Raw genomic sequence first — 18,011 nt, forward strand, 5'->3', positions numbered from 1 at the left:
GCCACAGGCGGCACAAGGCTTGAGAGGATTTATGACCCGCAACGGGAAGCAGAGATTTCTTCATTTCAAGCTGTATGTTTTTCATATTGACTCGTCAGCCCGCATTTTCCGACCATGCCGTTGCAGATGAGTAAAAAATAAAAAACAGCACTTTTTAAATGACTGAATCTATAAAAATCCACGCGATCTGTTCGACAATAGGCGCAACCCGTTTTCAACACTTTTTCCACTCATACGACAAGGGATATGTTTAACCATGCTAAAACGTTTTTCCACGGAGATGGCCTGCGCCATCCTGTTTTCCTCTCCCTGGATGATGGTCCACGCCAAATTACCCGATGCCGCCCGTCACGCCAACCCGTCCGCCGACATTGCGGCCATGCCCAGCGCCAGTCTGGGCGAAAACACCACCCTCATGGGCCGTCTGACGCACCGTGAAATCCATCTCCCCGCCACCATCATTATCCGGGATCAGCAAGGGCAGCGCAGGCAAACGCAAACGGATGAGCAAGGGAATTATCACCTCGACGTTTCAATGTTAACGGCCCCATTGCGGCTGTCGGCCATCGAATCCGGCGGCAATAATTGCTTGATTAATTACCTTCCACGAGCGATCTGTCTGACAGCATTGGCGCCATCATTACAATCGGGCAAAGAGAATATCGTCAACATCAATCCGTTAACCGATCGTATCCTTTCCGATGTCGCCGTCGCAGCAGGCTATATCGGACCGCAACAACTGGCTGATGATGGCGCGTCGCCGACACTGGATACCGCGGCATGGGAAAAGGCTTACGACGTTTTTCACGCCGGGTTTAACGCGGCATTGAAGCAGGCGGGTATCGCCGCCCCCGCACGATTTGATCCGATGACCTATCCATCCACCCAGCAGGAAGCCCTGACCAATATCATCAAGGTCATTAATCATAACCGTAATTATGACAACAACACCGGTTATTCCGGGCATACGGTGCTGACCGATAGCAATTTTCGCCCGATCGTCGGTCTGAACGCTCAGGGCAATTATGAACCATTGGATTACAAGTTCGCCCGCCAGCGTCTGGATGAGATGCAAAAGGCCAAAATCCGTATTTTTATCGTTGGCGATTCTACTGCGGCAACCTATGAAAAAGCCCGTTTCCCGCGCATGGGCTGGGGACAGGTTTTCGAACAACAGTTCAGAAAGAATAGCGGGGTAAAAATCGTCAATGCCGCCCGCTCTGGTCGCAGTTCACGCGATTATTTCCATGAAGGCTGGTTCCGCCAGATACAACCGCTGATGAAAGCGGGTGATTTCCTGTTCATCCAAATGGGACATAACGACCAAAACTGCAACAGCGCCAGACCGGTACGCGGCGCTGCCGATGTCGCCAACCTGTGCACCTATCCCAACAATGCGCAAGGTGAACGTCAGGCTACGCATGGTAAACCGGATATGTCATTCCAGACATCACTGGAACGTTACCTCAATTTTGCCCGCCAGTATCAAATGACGCCCGTACTGCTGACCCCCACCGCGCGTGTACGCACGGCGGAGGGTAAAAAAGGCATACCCGCGGTACACAGCCACTTTACGCGGCAAAATAGCGAAGGCGGATATGCCTTTGTCGGCGACTACAGCCAAACCATCAAAAACACGGCAACGGCCAATAACGTCATTCTGCTGGATATCGAACCCGCCACGCTTGCGCTGGCGAACCAGGGAGGCAGTAATCACTGGAAACAATACTGGCTGGCGGCGGACCCGAAGAAATATCCTTTCTATCGCAATCAGACGGGCAGCCTGACCACCCCGGATACCACGCACTTCCAGAAAAAAGGGGCGATCGCCGTTGCGAAAATCGTCGCCGAAGCCATTCGGCAAGCACCTGAGTTGCAAACGCTGGCCGACAACCTGGTCAGCGAACACCAGTCAAAATAAGGAAACAAACAAGCCAGCCCGAAGAGAACTGGCTTGCAGACAACGCCGTTGCAGAAGACGCGCGCGATCAGACGCAACGCGTCGTCAATCCACGTCCCGGTGATTAAATCGCTTCTTCGTCTTCTTCACCGGTACGGATACGCACCACCCGCGCCACATCAAAGACAAAGATTTTACCGTCGCCAATTTTGCCGGTCTGCGCCGTCTGCATGATCGTTTCCACACAGGTATCAACGATATCATCGGCAACCACGATCTCAATTTTCACTTTGGGCAAAAAATCAACCATGTACTCAGCGCCACGATACAGTTCCGTGTGGCCTTTCTGACGACCAAAACCTTTTACTTCCGTTACCGTCATCCCTGTGATGCCCACTTCAGCTAACGCTTCACGTACATCGTCCAGTTTGAACGGCTTGATAATCGCATCAATTTTTTTCATCGAAGAACCTTTTTATTACCTATGTTGCGGCCAAAGCCGGGCATCAGCGAACAATCAACTTGTCAGATTCCCGTCTGACAAGCTATTAGCATTATTCCTTAAAATCGTTAGCGTCTAACTCATGACGCCCCAACAGTTTATAAAATTCCGTCCGGTTACGACCCGCCATCCGCGCGGCCTGCGTGACATTGCCTTTCGCTATCTGCAACAGTTTGCGCAAGTAATTCAACTCGAACTGATGGCGAGCCTCGACAAACGTCGGCAACGCCGTATTTTCACCTTCCAGCGCCTGCTCAACCAGCGCTTCACTGATAACCGGCGCGCTGGTCAACGCCACACACTGTTCAATTACGTTAACCAATTGCCTCACGTTACCCGGCCAACTCGCCGTCATCAACCGTTTCATGGCATCCGTTGAGAAAGTGCGCACAAAGGGTTTATGCCGGGTTGCCGACTCACGCAACAGATGATTAGCCAGCAGCGGGATATCCTCAGCCCGTTCATACAGGGCAGGTAATTTCATATTCACCACATTCAGGCGATAGTACAGATCCTCACGAAACTCGCCTTTCTCCATCGCTTTTGGCAAATCACGGTGAGTCGCGGAAATGATCCGCACATTAATATCCAGATCGCGGTTACTGCCCAGCGGACGAACCTTGCGCTCCTGTAGCACACGCAGCAGTTTAACCTGCAACGACAGCGGCATATCGCCGATTTCATCCAGAAACAGCGTTCCGCCTTCCGCCGCCTGAAAAAGTCCTTCACGGCTGCTGACGGCGCCCGTAAACGCGCCTTTCGCATGACCGAACAGTTCCGACTCAAGCAATGGTTCCGGCAATGCGCCGCAGTTAATGGCGATGAAGGCCTTTTTCGCTCGCGGGCTGGCAGCGTGAATCGCCTGCGCCAGCACCTCTTTTCCGGTTCCGCTCTGGCCGTTAATCAACACGCTGACATCTGACTGCGCCACCATGCTGGCCTGTTCCAGCAGACGTAGCATCAGCGGGCTGCGCGTGACGATGTTTTCACGCCAGCTTTCATCGCCCGCTGGCGCGGAAAGCGCCATTGCTTCATCAATCGCCTTATACAACGCATCACGATCAACCGGCTTGGTAAGAAAACTGAATACGCCTTGTTGCGTTGCCGCCACAGCATCCGGGATCGAACCGTGCGCCGTCAGAATTATGACCGGCATACCGGGTTGATAGCGCTGAATTTCCGAAAACAGCGCCATGCCGTCCATCTCATCCATGCGCAGATCGCTGATAACCAGATCAAATTGTTCTCTGGTCAGCAGTTTTAACGCTTCATGACCGCTTTCCGCCGTCATCACGCCGTAGCCTTCGCTGGTCAGACGCATTCCCAACAGCTTCAATAAGCTGGGATCATCATCCACCAGCAATAAATTCGCCGGTTTACGGGCTGTCATGGGGTGTTCGGCTCCTTATTCGTGCTTTCTGGTTCCACCGGCGGTGAATAAGTATCTTCTGCTTTGGTCGGCGTGACCGTTGAGTTTTGCGCGGCGCCGCGAGTTTTACGGTTTATACCCAAATTACTACGGTATTCGACATCATTTCCCGGCAACTCGCCCGATAGTTGTTTACGAGATGAAAGCTGACGCTCAATATCCGTCAGGTTCTCCAATTTCCGGGTGGTGGTTTCCAGTTGATATTGCAGATGATTTTGCTGGATGCGCAAGGTATCCAATTGCTTATCGCTGGATTCCTGCAAGCGTTTATAACGCAAGCGTTCATCAGACAACGCCAGCAACAGGGTTTGTCGATCGCGCCAGGTTTTCACCAATGATCTCAATGACGACGGAAAATCCAGACGGTACAGATTGAGTTGTTCCAGCATCTGATGCCGTTCTGTCTGGGTTATGCCGGCGTTGTCCAGCAGAATCCCCTGCTTGAAGGCATTCTCCCAACGCCCTTCCTCCAACCGCAGCGCTTCTTCGCGCGCCTGAAAGGGCGTCAAACGTCCGGCGCAATCCATTGCACGCAGCCAGTAGAGCGCATTATTCATCGCTTCACGATCGTCCACTTGCCACAGGCGCTCACATTGTGCGATGCGGTAATCGGTCACCTGCTCTTTCGGCGTCGGGCTGTCCTTGTCCAGCAACGATATGCCGCGGTTTACATGGCTATTACAGGCAGCCAGCAGCAACGGGGATAACACCACCACGGCTTTTAGCACGCGGCGCGAAGACACAACAGACAGAATGCGCTGCGGACAAGGACGGGCAAACCATGCATTCATTATTTATTCTCAGACGTTAAAGGCAATTCAATACGAAAACAGACATCAGCATAGTCAACGGTGATCAGGCTGAGTTCGCCCTGCATACGGCGAATACAATCACGGGCAATGCTTAACCCCAGACCGCTGCCTTTGACGGCGCCTTTGCGCTGATGACTTCCCTGATAAAAAGGTTCAAAAATCATGCCGCGCTCCGCATCAGGGATAGGCGTGCCGTTATTCGCAACATCAATCTGTACCCGATTACCACTCTGACGACTCGCGATCCAAATGTTACCGGATTCCTTACCATAGTGCACCGCATTGGAATAGAGATTATCAAGCACACGCATCAAGAGCGTGGTTTCCGCCCAGCAGTGCTCAATATCCAGTTTGACCTCGGTATGCAGCATTTTTGCCCGTGCGGGCAGGCTATGGGACGACACCACAATCTCGACGATTTCCTCAATCTCCACCGATTCCATTTCCGTGGGGGTATCAGCGAGCTTACGGTTGTAGTCCAACAGTTGATCGATCAATTGCAGTAGGTGTCGGCTGCTACTGTCCAGAATAGCAACCACCTCTTTTTGATCGGCGGTCAATGGCCCCGCCACCTCATCGGCCAATAACTCTGCGCCTTCACGCAGGCTGGCCAGCGGCGTTTTCAACTCATGGGAGATGTGACGCAGAAATTCATGACGTTGCGACTCCAGCCAGGAGAGCCGTTCACTCAACCAGATGATACGCTGCGCCAGCGATCGAATTTCACGCGGCCCTTTAAAGGTACTGGTATTCCCCAACGAGCGGCCCTCGCCCAAGCGATTAATCATGCGCTCGACCCCATTGACCGGGCCGATAATCATCCGGGTAAACAACATAACCAGTATTACGCTGACCAGAAAAAGCAACAGCGCCTGCCAGCCAAAGAACTGTCCACGTTCGGCAATCGCCTGTTGTAGCTGTTGACCGCGGGAAAACACCACGTCGCGCGTCATCTGCACCATCTGTCCGTTCGCCTGGGAAAAGCGTTCCAGCAGCCCGGAGGCATTGTGATCCGGGCCGCTATTATCGCAGCGCAACTCCGCAAGTTGGGTTAAATACTGACGCAATGTTTGATAGTCGCGTTGATCCGGCAGAACCGGCGCATGAGCATCGAGGATTTGAGAATATTGCTTACGCTGATTTTGATACAGCGTCGCCAGCGTTTGATCGTCCAGTACGCAATACTGACGATAGCTGCGCTCCATCGCCAGCGCGACGCTGGTCATCGCTTCGCTGCGTCGAGCGTCCCTCAAGGTGGTGCGGTTAATCTCCGCCGCCTGTTCACTCAGCGTATCCAGACTTTGATAAGCCTGATAAGCCAACACTAATAAAGGCAGCAGCACCAGTAAAAAAGCCATGATAACCAGCTGCCGCAGAGAACGCGGAAACAAACGCCATCGTTTCAAAGAAATCATCTCGCTACCTGCCAACCCATACTTGATGCTAACTGAATCCGATAAAAACGTCAGGAACGTTTTTATCAACAGGAATAACTATCACCGGGAATAATCAGGATGTTCATCAACGGGAAAGGAGCGCGCGGCGATCTGACATTAGCATTACGCGGCCAGAAGAATCGCTCCCGCTGGCCGCGTAACTGAATAGGCGGTGCCTCACTCAACGTGTCGTCCGATGCTTGATAAAATATTATCGGTCTGGTGGACGATAGGCACCCTTTCTTTTGGCGTCATTCCGGGTGTTATGAGCGAGAATTCTGCCCGTCGGCAGTGCAATCATAACCAGTTGAATGAGCAACGCTGTGTATTATGCAGAGTTCATGCCAGTTTTCAATAAAATTTTTAATACAATGATTTTTAATCATTTATTTATTTCGGCTTGCTTAAAATCTGTAGATGACGCTCGCCTTCCCACTAAAAGCCGCCATTTATGTCGTCAAAAACCGACAGCTTTGCTGCAATTCATCTCTGCCTATATAAATCATAAGGTTAAGTGTCATCAATTAGCGACATCGATTATTACGTTTGTCGCAAAAACACGACAGTTTCATCAACAGCTGGATTTTATTGCTTATTTCGCCGTTACACGCATTAATCGCAGATCATAAAAAGGAGCCGAAGCTCCTTTTTATGATCAACCGACGTTATGATTAACCCACGCTCACCCCAGTTGTCTGCGCGCATTGCGGAACATACGCATCCACGGGCTATCCTCGCCCCACTCTTGCGGGTGCCAGGAATTGCTGACCGTGCGGAATACACGTTCCGGGTGCGGCATCATTACGGTTGCGCGACCATCGGCGCTGGTTAGCGCGGTGATGCCGTTTGGCGAACCATTCGGGTTGGCTGGATAATTTTCCGTCACCTGCCCGTAGTTATTCACATAACGCAAGGCGACCAGGTGGTGCTGTTCCAGCGCGCTCAGGTGAGCATCATCACGAACCTCAACACGGCCTTCGCCATGAGAAACCGCAATAGGCATACGTGAACCGGCCATGTCATTCATGAACAGCGACGGACTCTTTTCAACTTCAACCAGACTGAAGCGGGCCTCAAAGCGATCAGATTTATTGCGAACAAATCGCGGCCACAAGTCGGCGCCCGGAATCAGTTCACGTAGGTTCGACATCATCTGGCAGCCGTTACACACGCCCAGCGCCAGCGTCTGCGGACGCTGGAAGAACGCGGCAAATTCATCACGCACGCGTGAATTAAACAGAATGGATTTCGCCCAGCCTTCACCCGCGCCCAGCACGTCGCCATACGAAAAGCCGCCGCAAGCCACCAGCGCCTGGAAGTCTTGCAGATCACGGCGTCCAGCCAGCAAATCGCTCATATGAATATCAATGGCATCAAAGCCCGCACGATGGAAGGCCGCCGCCATTTCCACATGGGAGTTGACGCCCTGCTCGCGCAATATCGCGACTTTAGGACGAACCTGACGGGCAATATACGGCGCGGCGATATCCTCCTGGAGATCAAAAGTCAACGCCACATTCAGGCCTGGATCGTTATCATCCTGTTTGGCGGAGTGCTCTTGATCGGCGCATTGCGGGTTATCACGCAGGCGCTGCATCTGCCAGGTGGTTTCCGCCCACCAGTTACGCATCGTGATGCGGTTCTCGTGGTATACCACGTCTTCGCCGCATTTAATCATGAAGCGGGAACCGGTTTCAGCCTGACCGAGATAGTGAACGCATTCCGCCAGACCATGCAGAGCCAGGACGCTTTCCGCCTCGGCGCGACGTGACGCGGGGATCTGAATCACCGCGCCTAGTTCTTCATTAAACAAGGTCGCCAGGACGTCTTCACCCTGCGTGGCGATATCGACGTTCATGCCACAGTGTCCGGCGAACGCCATCTCCGCCAGCGTCGCCAGCAAACCGCCGTCAGAGCGGTCGTGATACGCCAGCAGGACGTTGTCCGCGACCAATTGCTGGATGGCATTAAAGAAGCCGGCCAGTTGCGTCGCGTTGCGGACATCCGCGGTTGTTCGCCCCAACTGGCGATAAACCTGAGCCAGCGCCGTGGCGCCCAGCGCCTTGTGGCCGGCGCCCAGATCTATCAGCAACAAGGCATTATCCTGCCCAACACGCAATTGCGGAGTGACCGTACGGCGCACATCTTCCACCCTGGCAAACGCCGAGATCACCAGCGACATCGGCGATGTCATGGCGCGTTCTTCTCCGCCCTCCTGCCAGCGCGTCTTCATCGACATGGAGTCCTTGCCGACCGGTATGGTCAGCCCCAGCGTTGGACAGAGCTCTTCGCCAATGGCTTTCACCGCGTCATAAAGACCGGCATCTTCACCGGGATGCCCTGCCGCCGCCATCCAGTTTGCAGACAATTTCACGCGAGTCAGAGGGCCAATATGGGTCGCGGCAATATTGGTCAGGGCTTCGCCCACCGCCAGACGCGCGGAAGCGGCGAAATCACGCAGCGCAACAGGCGCGCGTTCGCCAATCGACATCGCTTCGCCGTGGTAGCTGTCCAGGCTGGCGGTGGTGACCGCGCAATCCGCCACCGGCACCTGCCACGGCCCGACCATTTGGTCACGCGCGACCATCCCGGTTACAGTGCGGTCGCCGATGGTAATCAGGAAGGTTTTTTCCGCCACTACCGGCAAATGCAGCACACGCTCCACCGCTTCGGCCAGATAAATACCCTCACGATTGAGCGGCGTGCCTGCCACCTGCTTACGTTCAACATCACGCAGCATTTTCGGCGTTTTGCCCAGTAAAACATCCAGCGGCAGATCGATCGGCTGATTGTTAAAATGACGGTCATTGAGCGTCAGGTGTAATTCTTCCGTCGCTTCGCCGATCACTGCATAAGGGGCGCGCTCACGGCGGCAGATGTCATCGAAACAGGCCAGTTGCTCCGGCGCGACAGCCAGCACATAACGCTCTTGCGATTCATTGCACCACACTTCCAGCGGACTCATACCCGGTTCATCATTCAGGATGTCGCGCAACTCAAAACGTCCGCCGCGTCCGCCATCGCTCACCAGTTCCGGCATGGCATTGGATAATCCGCCCGCGCCCACATCGTGGATAAACAGAATCGGGTTCGCTTCACCCAATTGCCAGCAGCGATCGATCACTTCCTGACAACGGCGCTCCATTTCCGGGTTATCCCGCTGAACAGAGGCAAAATCCAGATCGGCATCGGACTGGCCGGACGCCATTGATGAGGCCGCCCCACCGCCCAGACCGATATTCATGGACGGCCCGCCCAAGACGATCAGCTTGGCGCCGACGCCGATCTCGCCTTTCCTGACGTGATCGGCACGGATATTACCGATCCCCCCCGCCAGCATGATTGGCTTATGGTAGCCGCGCAGTTCGCAACCATTATGGCTATCGACACGCTCTTCATAGGTACGGAAATACCCCGTCAGCGCGGGACGGCCGAACTCATTGTTGAACGCCGCGCCGCCCAGCGGCCCTTCGGTCATGATATCCAGCGCGCTGACAATGCGATCGGGCTTGCCGAATTCTTCCGTTTCCCACGGTTGAATAAAACCAGGGATACGCAGGTTGGAAACGGAGAAACCCACCAGCCCGGCTTTCGGTTTGGCGCCCCGCCCGGTTGCGCCTTCATCACGGATCTCGCCGCCGGAACCTGTCGCCGCGCCCGGCCACGGGGAAATCGCCGTCGGATGGTTATGCGTTTCCACTTTCATCAGGATATGCGTCTCTTCCTGATGGTAATCGTATTGACCATGCGTATCGGTATAGAAGCGGCCCACGGCGGAACCTTCCATCACCGCGGCATTATCCTTGTAAGCCGACAACACATGGTCCGGCGTATGCTCAAAGGTGTTCTTGATCATCTTGAACAGCGATTTCTGCTGTTCAACGCCATCAATCACCCAGTCAGCATTAAAAATTTTGTGGCGGCAGTGCTCGGAGTTCGCCTGCGCGAACATATACAGTTCAATATCCGTCGGGTTGCGACCGAGCTTTTTGAACGCCTCCAACAAATAATCAATCTCGTCTTCCGCCAATGCCAGCCCCAGACGAATATTTGCCGCTTCCAGCGCCTGGCGTCCCTGTAACAAGATTTCAACACGTTTCAATGGCGCGGGCTGATGATGAGAAAACAGTTGCTCAGCCTGCCGCATATCGTCAAATACGCTTTCCATCATACGGTCATGCAGCAGAGCGCCCAATTGCCGCCATTGCGCCTCATTCAACGTTGGCGCATGGATATAGAATGCCAGGCCACGCTCAAGACGCAGTACCTTGTTCAATCCACAGTTGTGCGCGATATCGGTCGCTTTGGAAGACCAGGGAGAAATGGTGCCGGGACGTGGCGTCACCAACAACAGTCGGCCTTGCGGCTCGTGTTCAGCGAGAGAAGGACCGTACTTCAGCAAACGGGTGAGTTTGGCCTGTTCATCGTTGTTCAACGACGCGCTGACATCGGCAAAATGCACGTATTCGGCATAGATATCGCTAACCGGCAAAAAGTGCTCTTTGCAGCGGGCCAGCAATTTATTAATACGAAAAGCCGACAAAGCAGGTGAACCACGCAGTATTTCCATAATCTAAAGTTCTCTCGTCTTCGATGCACTTACTAATAGTGCGGTCGTTGGGCGCTACAGGGGGGAAACGCGCGTCATTATAGAGAATCCTGCCCCCGGACGAAACCGTTTGCGTGGCTATTATTGAACATCGCACGGCGAGCACGGTTAATCATTAAGCAAATCAATAAAAGTTGCACACTGGCGTTTTGTTGCGCAAAATGCCCCGACTCTGCGACTTTATGTACAAAAAAACGCCAGACGCGGTTTTTAACGTCGCTTGCGACGGCCCACAGGGTGGCGGGCGGAATAAATCGCCCGCGTTGAAAAAACTGCCGTTACAGACAGACAGGCTCTTCAGCCGCTGAGAGACAATTATTTGAAGCCTCTAAAATTAAACTATTTTTTTATCGGGATTATCACGTTACTGCTGGCGCTGGCCTTATGGCCGTCGATCCCCTGGCGCAGCAGCCAGGATACGCAGATTAAACAGATTCTTTCACGCGGGGAGTTGCGCATCAGCACCATCAACTCCCCGCTGACTTACTACACCAATAACGGCAATCCCGCCGGTCTGGATTATGAACTGGCAAAACGTTTCGCCGATTATCTCGACGTCAGACTAGTGGTGTCTGCGCGTAAAAATCTGGATGAACTGTTTGACGATCTGGATAATAATAACGCGGATTTGCTGGCGGCCGGCTTGATATATAACCACGAACGGCTGGGACGTTTCCGCGTCGGCCCTTCTTATTATTCCGTCTCACAGCAACTAGTGTATCGGCTGGGCAAGCCGCGTCCCCGGAATATGGAAAAACTGCCGGGGCGACTGGCCGTCACTTCAGGCTCGGCCCACATCGCCACCCTGCGCGAACTGAAAGACGAAAAATATCCCCAACTCGACTGGGAGCCGGCCTCTGAACTGACCTCGAATGATCTGTTGAAACAGGTTGCGGACGGCAATCTGGACTACACCATCGCCGATTCCGTGACTATCGGGTTAATGCAACGTATCCATCCGCAACTTGCCGTCGCCTTCGATCTGAGTGATGAAGAACCGGTCACCTGGTATATGCGGCGCTCCCATGACGATAGTCTTTCAGCGGCGCTGCTGGATTTTTTCAGCCAGATGGTTGAAGACGGTACGCTCGCTCGTCTGGAGGAAAAGTACCTCGGCCATGTTGGTGAATTTGATTACGTGGACACCACGACATTTCTGAACGCGATTGATGAAACACTACCCGCATTCAGGCCGCTGTTTGAAAAGTATGCGACCGAAATCGACTGGAAATTGCTGGCGGCCATCTCCTATCAGGAATCGCACTGGAATCCGCTGGCCACCTCGCCGACCGGCGTTCGCGGCCTTATGATGTTAACCAGGAATACGGCTGAAAGTCTCGACGTGACCGATCGCCTTGATCCTGAACAGAGCATTCGTGGCGGCGCTCAATATATGTCCCATATGATGCAAAAGATGCCGGACACCATTCCTGAAGATGAGAAAATCTGGTTTGCGCTGGCGTCATACAATATGGGATACGCGCATTTGCTGGATGCCAGAAAGCTGACCGAAAAACAGCAAGGCAATCCCGACAGTTGGGTGGACGTAAAAATGCGTCTGCCGATGCTGAGTCAGAAGCGCTACTACACGCAAACCACTTATGGCTACGCACGCGGACACCAGGCTTATAATTATGTGGAGAATATTCGCCGCTATATGGTAAGTCTGGAAGGGTATCTGACGGAAAAAGAGCACAACGCGAAGCAACAGCAACTTGCTGCCCAGGCTTATCCGGCGGTGCCAGCCGATAAACTGTCGGAATAAGCCGCGATTAACCTGCGGCTTTTTTATCCGCTTCCCGACGCGCTTTGTGCTGATCACGCCGCATACGGAAAAAGGCGCTGAGCATGGCCGAACACTCATCGGCCAGCAGGCCTGCCTCAATGGTGATCTGATGATTCATCCCCGGATGACGCAGAATATCCACCAGTGACCCCGCCGCACCGGTTTTTTCATCCGCCGCGCCATAAACCAACCGCCCAATGCGGCTGTGGATCATCGCCCCCGCACACATGATGCACGGCTCCAGCGTTACATAAAGCGTGGTGTTCAACAGGCGATAGTTCTGCAACACCCGCCCCCCCTGACGCAGCGCCATAACCTCGGCATGGGCTGTCGGGTCGTGATGCCCTATCGGACGGTTCCAACCTTCGCCAATCGCCTGATTATCCAGAACCAATACCGCGCCGACCGGTACTTCCCCTTCATCCTGAGCACGCCGTGCCAACGTCAGCGCATGGCGCATCCAATATTCATCATCCGGTACGTGGCTCACCATGTCCTCGTTCTCTTCTCGGTAACGTGTTGCGGCGAACATTATAGCGATAGGATAAGCCGGGACAACCCGGAGGGACATTACGCCAGTTGTATTACTCCAGTTGTTGCAGACTGCCGTTTGGCGTCACACGCCAGCGGTGCTCGCAAAAATAGAGCAGCGGGTTATCCTGTTTGCTGTCGCTGTAGCCGCTGTAAAGTTTTAGCGGCGCGCCGAGTTGCCGCTCCATCTGAATAACCTTCTCCCGCCCCAGACAGCGCAAAGTCAACACCCAGCCACCATAACGGCGTGTCATCTGGCTTCCCATTAGTCGCACCCCCGGCAGAAAAGGCGAATCATGATAAACCTGTTCGACCAGACGCTGGGGCGATCCGGTGACCAGCCAAACCTGCGCATCCGTATCCTGTAGATACGTCGTAAGCCGCGCCTGAACTTCAGGAAAAGGCGTAACCTGACGCCGGAAGTCACTGACAAACTGCTTTTCCAGGCTGTTCAAATGGGCTTCGCTGCGCCCGAAGGTTATCGCCCACAAAAGCCAACTCATCGGCCAGCGCACGGCGCGTCCCTGTAGCAGCAATCCCAGAATAATCACCGGCAGGAGCGGAATAACCAGAACGCTGTTGAGCGGCAGGCGACGGAGCAAAAAACGCAGGAAGCTGCCAAACATATCTTCCTGATGCAACGTGCCATCCAGATCAAAAAACACCACTCGCGGACTTCGCTTATCGCTCACAACATCACTCCTTGGTCAAAGCATAGAAAAAGACTTTTTCAACTGACAAATAACCACGCCATCATAAAATCAGCCCATCAGCGCCTCGCGCAGATAACCACCACGCTGCGCCAGCCGCTGACGCGCCTGCTCCGCGTCCAGTCCGCTCAGGATCATCAGAATCGCCGGCTTGACCTCGTTTTCGGTCTGCAATAGCGCCTGCCGCGCGATATCCGGCTGCGCTCCTGTCGCTTCCATCACAATGCGGCAGGCACGATCAAGCAATTTGACGTTGGTTGCTTTCACATCCACCATCAGATTCTGATACACCTTTCCCAGCTTTACCATCACGCCGGTGGAAATCATATTCAGCACCAGTTTTTGCGCCGTTCCCGATTTCAGCCGGGTCGAACCCGTTAACGCTTCCGGCCCGACAACAGGAGAAATCGCGATCTGCGCTTCCTGCGCAATCGGTGAATCAGGATTGCAGGATATCGCCGCGGTACGGCAACCCATGCGCCGGGCATAGCGCAGCGCGCCGATAACATAAGGCGTTCTGCCCGATGCCGCCAGCCCGATAACCATATCATCAGGCGTCAGGTCAAGAGCGTTCAGATCCGCTTCGCCTAATTGCGGATCATCCTCCGCGCCTTCCACCGCCTTGAGCAGCGCGCCCGGCCCTCCCGCTATCAGACCGATCACCAGCCCATGCGGGACACCGAAAGTCGGCGGACACTCAGAAGCATCCAGCACGCCAAGCCGTCCGCTGGTTCCCGCGCCAAGATAAATCAGCCGACCGCCTGCTTTAAGCGCATCTGTTGCCCGATCGACCGCCTCGGCAATCGCCGGCAACACCCGCCCAACGGCTGCCGGCACTTTCTGATCTTCCTGATTAAACGCGCGCATCATGTCCAGAGTAGACAACGTATCCAACATCATCGTGGCGGGGTTACGGGTTTCAGATACCAGTGCGCCCAAACGGAGATCGCCTGAATTCATTGCGTCTGCCTTCATCCTGCTTACCTCATCATTTTCGTCGGTTTTATTGTGCCGGTTTCTGGCGATCATTGTCTGACGATCATAGTAATCTCTTTTTGCTATTATAAAAGTAAGCTACTCTGCAACAGTCTGTATAACTTAATTTATTCCGTCTTTACACAGCGAAAACATGCCCGGTGGGCAAATAGAGAAACATCAGTGCGATATCACGGGACTAAAGCATCCTATTGCAAACTATTTTTTATCTGCTGTCTGCTGTTTCTGCTGGCAGGTTCCCTGCGCGCCGACTGGAACTTTGTTACTATCGCCCAACGCACCGAGAAACTTTATGGCCCAATGCCGCCGGGCGCTGACTCGCGGATTAAAGGATGGCAGACCTTACTGGCGACGCCGCGTAATACCGAAGAAAAAAAGCTGCTGGAAACCGTAAACCGTTTTTTTAATGACCACTTGCTGTTTCGGGATGATATCGTCATCTGGAATCAGGAAGACTACTGGGCAAGCCCGATCCAAACGCTGCGTAAAGGCGCGGCGGACTGTGAAGACTTCGCCATCGCCAAATACTTTACCCTGCGTCAACTAGGGGTGTCCGGCGAAAAACTGCGCATTACTTACGTTAAAGCATTACGCCTGAATAAAGCTCATATGGTGCTTACCTATTATTCAACGCCAACCGCCATTCCGCTGGTGCTGGATAATCTGACGGATAAGATCCAACCAGCGACGCAGCGCGATGATTTGCTGCCGGTCTATTCCTTCAACGGCGCAGGTGTATGGTTGCCGGGAGCAAACGGCAATAAACGTGTGGGCGACAGTAAACGACTTTCACGCTGGCAGGATTTGTTAACCAAAATGCGTGCCGAAGGATTTTCAATTGAGGAGTAGGATGAGGCTATGTCTCTATACAAACAATTACTGATAGCCATCTGCCTGTTCGTGCTGATTATCTTCAGCGGAAGTTTTTTCGTCAGTCTGGAAAACTCCCGTGAACACTCCAATAACCAGCTGCAATCCCACGCGCAGGATGCGGCGACCGCACTCGGCTTGTCTCTGACCCCCAATATTGACGATCCGGCGATGGTGGAACTGATGGTCAGTTCCATTTTCGACAGCGGTTATTTCTCCAGCATACGTATTCGGGATTTAAAAACCGGTAAAATCATGCTGACGCGTCAATCTTCGCCGGAAATACCGAATATCCCCGCCTGGTTTGTCCGGCTGGTTAATCTCCAGCCCGGCGCGGGCGAAGCCATCATCATGCGGGGATGGGAACAGGCGGCCAAGGTGGAGGTGGTCAGTCATCCCATGTTCGCCGTCACCCGCTTGTGGAAGAGTAGTTCAGCCACGCTCCTGTGGTTGCTTGGCTGCGGTTCGCTGGGAGTATTGATCGGCGCCGTTCTACTGCGCCGCCAGCTTCGTCCTCTGGATTATATTGTTGAGCAATCGCTGGCGATTACGCGCCGGGAATTCCTTAGTCAGCCGAATCTACCCAATACCCCGGAATTCCGCCGGGTGGCGCAAGCCATGAACCAGATGGTCAGCCAACTCAAAACCCTGTTTGAAGAGGAAGCGGAACGCAGCGAGCGCTTACGTCAGGACGCCTACCAGGATCCGCAGACCGGGCTGGCCAATCGTCGTGCTTTCGATATGCAGTTCAATGACAAGCTCGAAGATGAAGAAACCGCGCCCGGTTTTCTTATTATGATCCGCATACAGGATCTCTCTGGCATGAATCAACGGCTGGGCGGTCAGCGCACCGATGCGCTGCTGGCTTCGATTGGTCAGATTATGCGTAACATCCAAAAGCAGCATAGCGAAGCGGAAAGTATTCTGGCGCGTATCCGCGGTGGGGAATTCGCCATGCTGTGTCCCGGTCTGGTGGATAAAGAAGCTTACGCGCTGATTGGCGACTTGTCGCGCAATATCGAAACCTTGTACCACACCGGAGAAACTGACGTATCGCCGATAGCCAGATTCGCCATGGTGCCATTTCGCGCCGGCGATTCTGCGTCATCGTTGCTGATTCAGGGCGATCAGGCGCTTACCAGAGCCGAAAGCGATTCCGACACCACCATGTCTGATGAATCTCATCTGCTCTCCTCTCAGGTGGAAGCCGATCGGCATATGTGGTTCAACCGACTGGATCCGATCCTCGAACAAGGCCGTTTACAACTATTCCTGCAACCCGTCGTGGATTGTCTTGCACCTGAACAGATCCTGCATCATAAAGTGCTGGCAAGAATCAAGGATGAACAAGGCAACAGCATTGCCGCAGGGCGTTTCCTTCCCTGGGTGCAACGCTTTGGCTGGCATACCCGTCTGGATCAGATCATGCTGCAACAGGTATTGGCGTATTTACGCCAATACCCTGGCAATCTGGCGCTCAGTCTGTCCGGCAATACCGTTCTTGATCTGCCGTTAATGGCACAGTTGCTTGCGCCGCTAAAACATCAACCCGCGCTGGCGCAACGGCTGATCCTGGAACTGGATGAAAACCAGTTGCCGGACACCGCACAGCTTGAGGCATTAATCAAACTGCTCAATGAACACGGCTGCACATTGGGGCTGCAACACTTCGGCGGTCGGTTTAATATGATCGGTAATTTATCCCAATGGGGACTGGCCTACCTGAAAGTTGATGGCAGCTATATTCGCAATATCGATCAGGAAGCGGATAAAAAGATGTTTATTGAAGCGTTATATCGCGCCACCAACAGTATTGCGCTGCCGCTGATTGCCGAACGCGTGGAAACCGTCGGAGAATTGAACGTTCTTCAGGAAATGGGGTTGCAAGGCGCAATGGGCCGTCTGCTAGGCGAACCGGTGCCAGCCGCCGCCATAGCGAAGCCGCGCGCCAGTCAACCTTAGAATAAAGCCGCAAAAAATCCCCGGCGCGCTTGCCGGGGAATAAGCAGGATGTCGGAACGCGCTCAGCAAAAAACGCGCTCTTATCTCAGTCACCATCAGAACATCCCGTCTTCATCATCGCCAATCAATTTGTTCAAACTGCCGTTCAACGCTTCACGCGCTTGAGTACGACTGATCAACTTAAGCTGAGCCGCTGGCGGGAAATCGGTAATGTTGATGAGTCCTTTTTGCATCAAAACCTGAATCAAATCCTCAAGTACACGCACCATTTCCAGATCGCTTTGGCGCAGTTGCTGCAAACTGGCCTGCGTAACCTCATGGCTGTTGAGCCATTCCAGTGCTTCTGCGGAATCGTCAGGCAATTCGCCATTCATTTCGGGAAAAGGACTCTCATCAACCTTGAGCAGGTAACCATCACTATCGCGCTGGATATAAAACATATTCAGAGGCCTTTTTAAGTGTTCTTAA

The 18,011-nt window shown here is 53.6% G+C and carries 13 protein-coding genes; 4 read left to right on the forward strand and 9 right to left on the reverse strand.

Annotated features, from left to right (window positions below):
* Positions 1-256: 256 nt before the first annotated feature.
* On the forward strand, positions 257-1,921 hold the full coding sequence (paeY, locus tag NC856_RS14615; protein ID WP_264091176.1) for a pectin acetylesterase PaeY: 1,665 nt from the start codon (positions 257-259) through the stop codon (positions 1,919-1,921).
* 103 nt (positions 1,922-2,024) lie between these two features.
* Here paeY and glnB read toward each other — a convergent pair whose 3' ends face one another.
* The 5 genes from glnB to purL all read right to left on the reverse strand — a co-directional run bounded on the left by glnB (position 2,025) and on the right by purL (position 10,649).
* Positions 2,025-2,363, reverse strand: a complete 339-nt coding sequence (gene glnB, locus NC856_RS14620) for a nitrogen regulatory protein P-II (protein WP_052901288.1) — start codon at positions 2,361-2,363, stop codon at positions 2,025-2,027.
* Positions 2,364-2,454: 91 nt separating this feature from the next.
* Positions 2,455-3,792, reverse strand: a complete 1,338-nt coding sequence (glrR, locus tag NC856_RS14625) for a two-component system response regulator GlrR (RefSeq protein ID WP_264091177.1) — start codon at positions 3,790-3,792, stop codon at positions 2,455-2,457.
* Complete coding sequence (qseG, locus tag NC856_RS14630) at positions 3,789-4,622, reverse strand: two-component system QseEF-associated lipoprotein QseG (protein ID WP_264091178.1); 834 nt, start codon at positions 4,620-4,622, stop codon at positions 3,789-3,791. Before qseG ends, glrR begins: the two co-directional genes overlap by 4 nt.
* Positions 4,622-6,058, reverse strand: a complete 1,437-nt coding sequence (locus NC856_RS14635; RefSeq protein WP_264091179.1) for a sensor histidine kinase — start codon at positions 6,056-6,058, stop codon at positions 4,622-4,624. The genes qseG and NC856_RS14635 overlap by 1 nt, the downstream gene beginning before the upstream one ends.
* Positions 6,059-6,761: 703 nt before the next feature.
* On the reverse strand, positions 6,762-10,649 hold the full coding sequence (gene purL, locus NC856_RS14640; protein ID WP_264091180.1) for a phosphoribosylformylglycinamidine synthase: 3,888 nt from the start codon (positions 10,647-10,649) through the stop codon (positions 6,762-6,764).
* A gap of 358 nt (positions 10,650-11,007) precedes the next feature.
* Here purL and mltF point away from each other — a divergent pair, with 358 nt between their 5' ends.
* Positions 11,008-12,453: a membrane-bound lytic murein transglycosylase MltF gene (mltF, locus tag NC856_RS14645; protein WP_264091181.1), complete on the forward strand. Its 1,446-nt coding sequence runs from the start codon at positions 11,008-11,010 to the stop codon at positions 12,451-12,453.
* Between the two features lie 7 nt (positions 12,454-12,460).
* Here the strand turns inward: mltF and tadA are convergent, their stop codons facing one another.
* From tadA to murQ, 3 genes are all read right to left on the reverse strand, one after another.
* Positions 12,461-12,967 carry a tRNA adenosine(34) deaminase TadA gene (gene tadA, locus NC856_RS14650; protein ID WP_264091182.1) on the reverse strand — a complete coding sequence of 169 codons (507 nt, stop codon included), beginning with the start codon at positions 12,965-12,967 and terminating at the stop codon, positions 12,461-12,463.
* Positions 12,968-13,058: 91 nt separating this feature from the next.
* Positions 13,059-13,697, reverse strand: a complete 639-nt coding sequence (gene yfhb, locus NC856_RS14655) for a phosphatidylglycerophosphatase C (protein WP_264091183.1) — start codon at positions 13,695-13,697, stop codon at positions 13,059-13,061.
* Positions 13,698-13,766: 69 nt separating this feature from the next.
* Complete coding sequence (gene murQ, locus NC856_RS14660; protein WP_264091184.1) at positions 13,767-14,690, reverse strand: N-acetylmuramic acid 6-phosphate etherase; 924 nt, start codon at positions 14,688-14,690, stop codon at positions 13,767-13,769.
* A 183-nt stretch (positions 14,691-14,873) separates the two neighbouring features.
* On the opposite strand from murQ, the gene lapG reads away from it, so the two are divergent.
* Both lapG and lapD read left to right on the forward strand, forming a co-directional pair.
* Positions 14,874-15,560: a cysteine protease LapG gene (lapG, locus tag NC856_RS14665; RefSeq protein WP_264091185.1), complete on the forward strand. Its 687-nt coding sequence runs from the start codon at positions 14,874-14,876 to the stop codon at positions 15,558-15,560.
* 9 nt (positions 15,561-15,569) lie between these two features.
* Entirely contained in the window at positions 15,570-17,543 is a 1,974-nt protein-coding gene (gene lapD, locus NC856_RS14670) for a cyclic di-GMP receptor LapD (RefSeq protein ID WP_264091186.1), read from the forward strand.
* 95 nt (positions 17,544-17,638) lie between these two features.
* On the opposite strand, the gene NC856_RS14675 is transcribed toward lapD, so the two are convergent.
* On the reverse strand, positions 17,639-17,983 hold the full coding sequence (locus NC856_RS14675) for a tryptophan synthase subunit beta (RefSeq protein ID WP_264091187.1): 345 nt from the start codon (positions 17,981-17,983) through the stop codon (positions 17,639-17,641).
* Positions 17,984-18,011 lie beyond the last annotated feature (28 nt).

The sequence above is a fragment of the Brenneria izbisi genome, assembly GCF_025840185.1.
In the GTDB taxonomy this organism is placed as follows: Bacteria; Pseudomonadota; Gammaproteobacteria; order Enterobacterales; family Enterobacteriaceae; genus Brenneria; species Brenneria izbisi.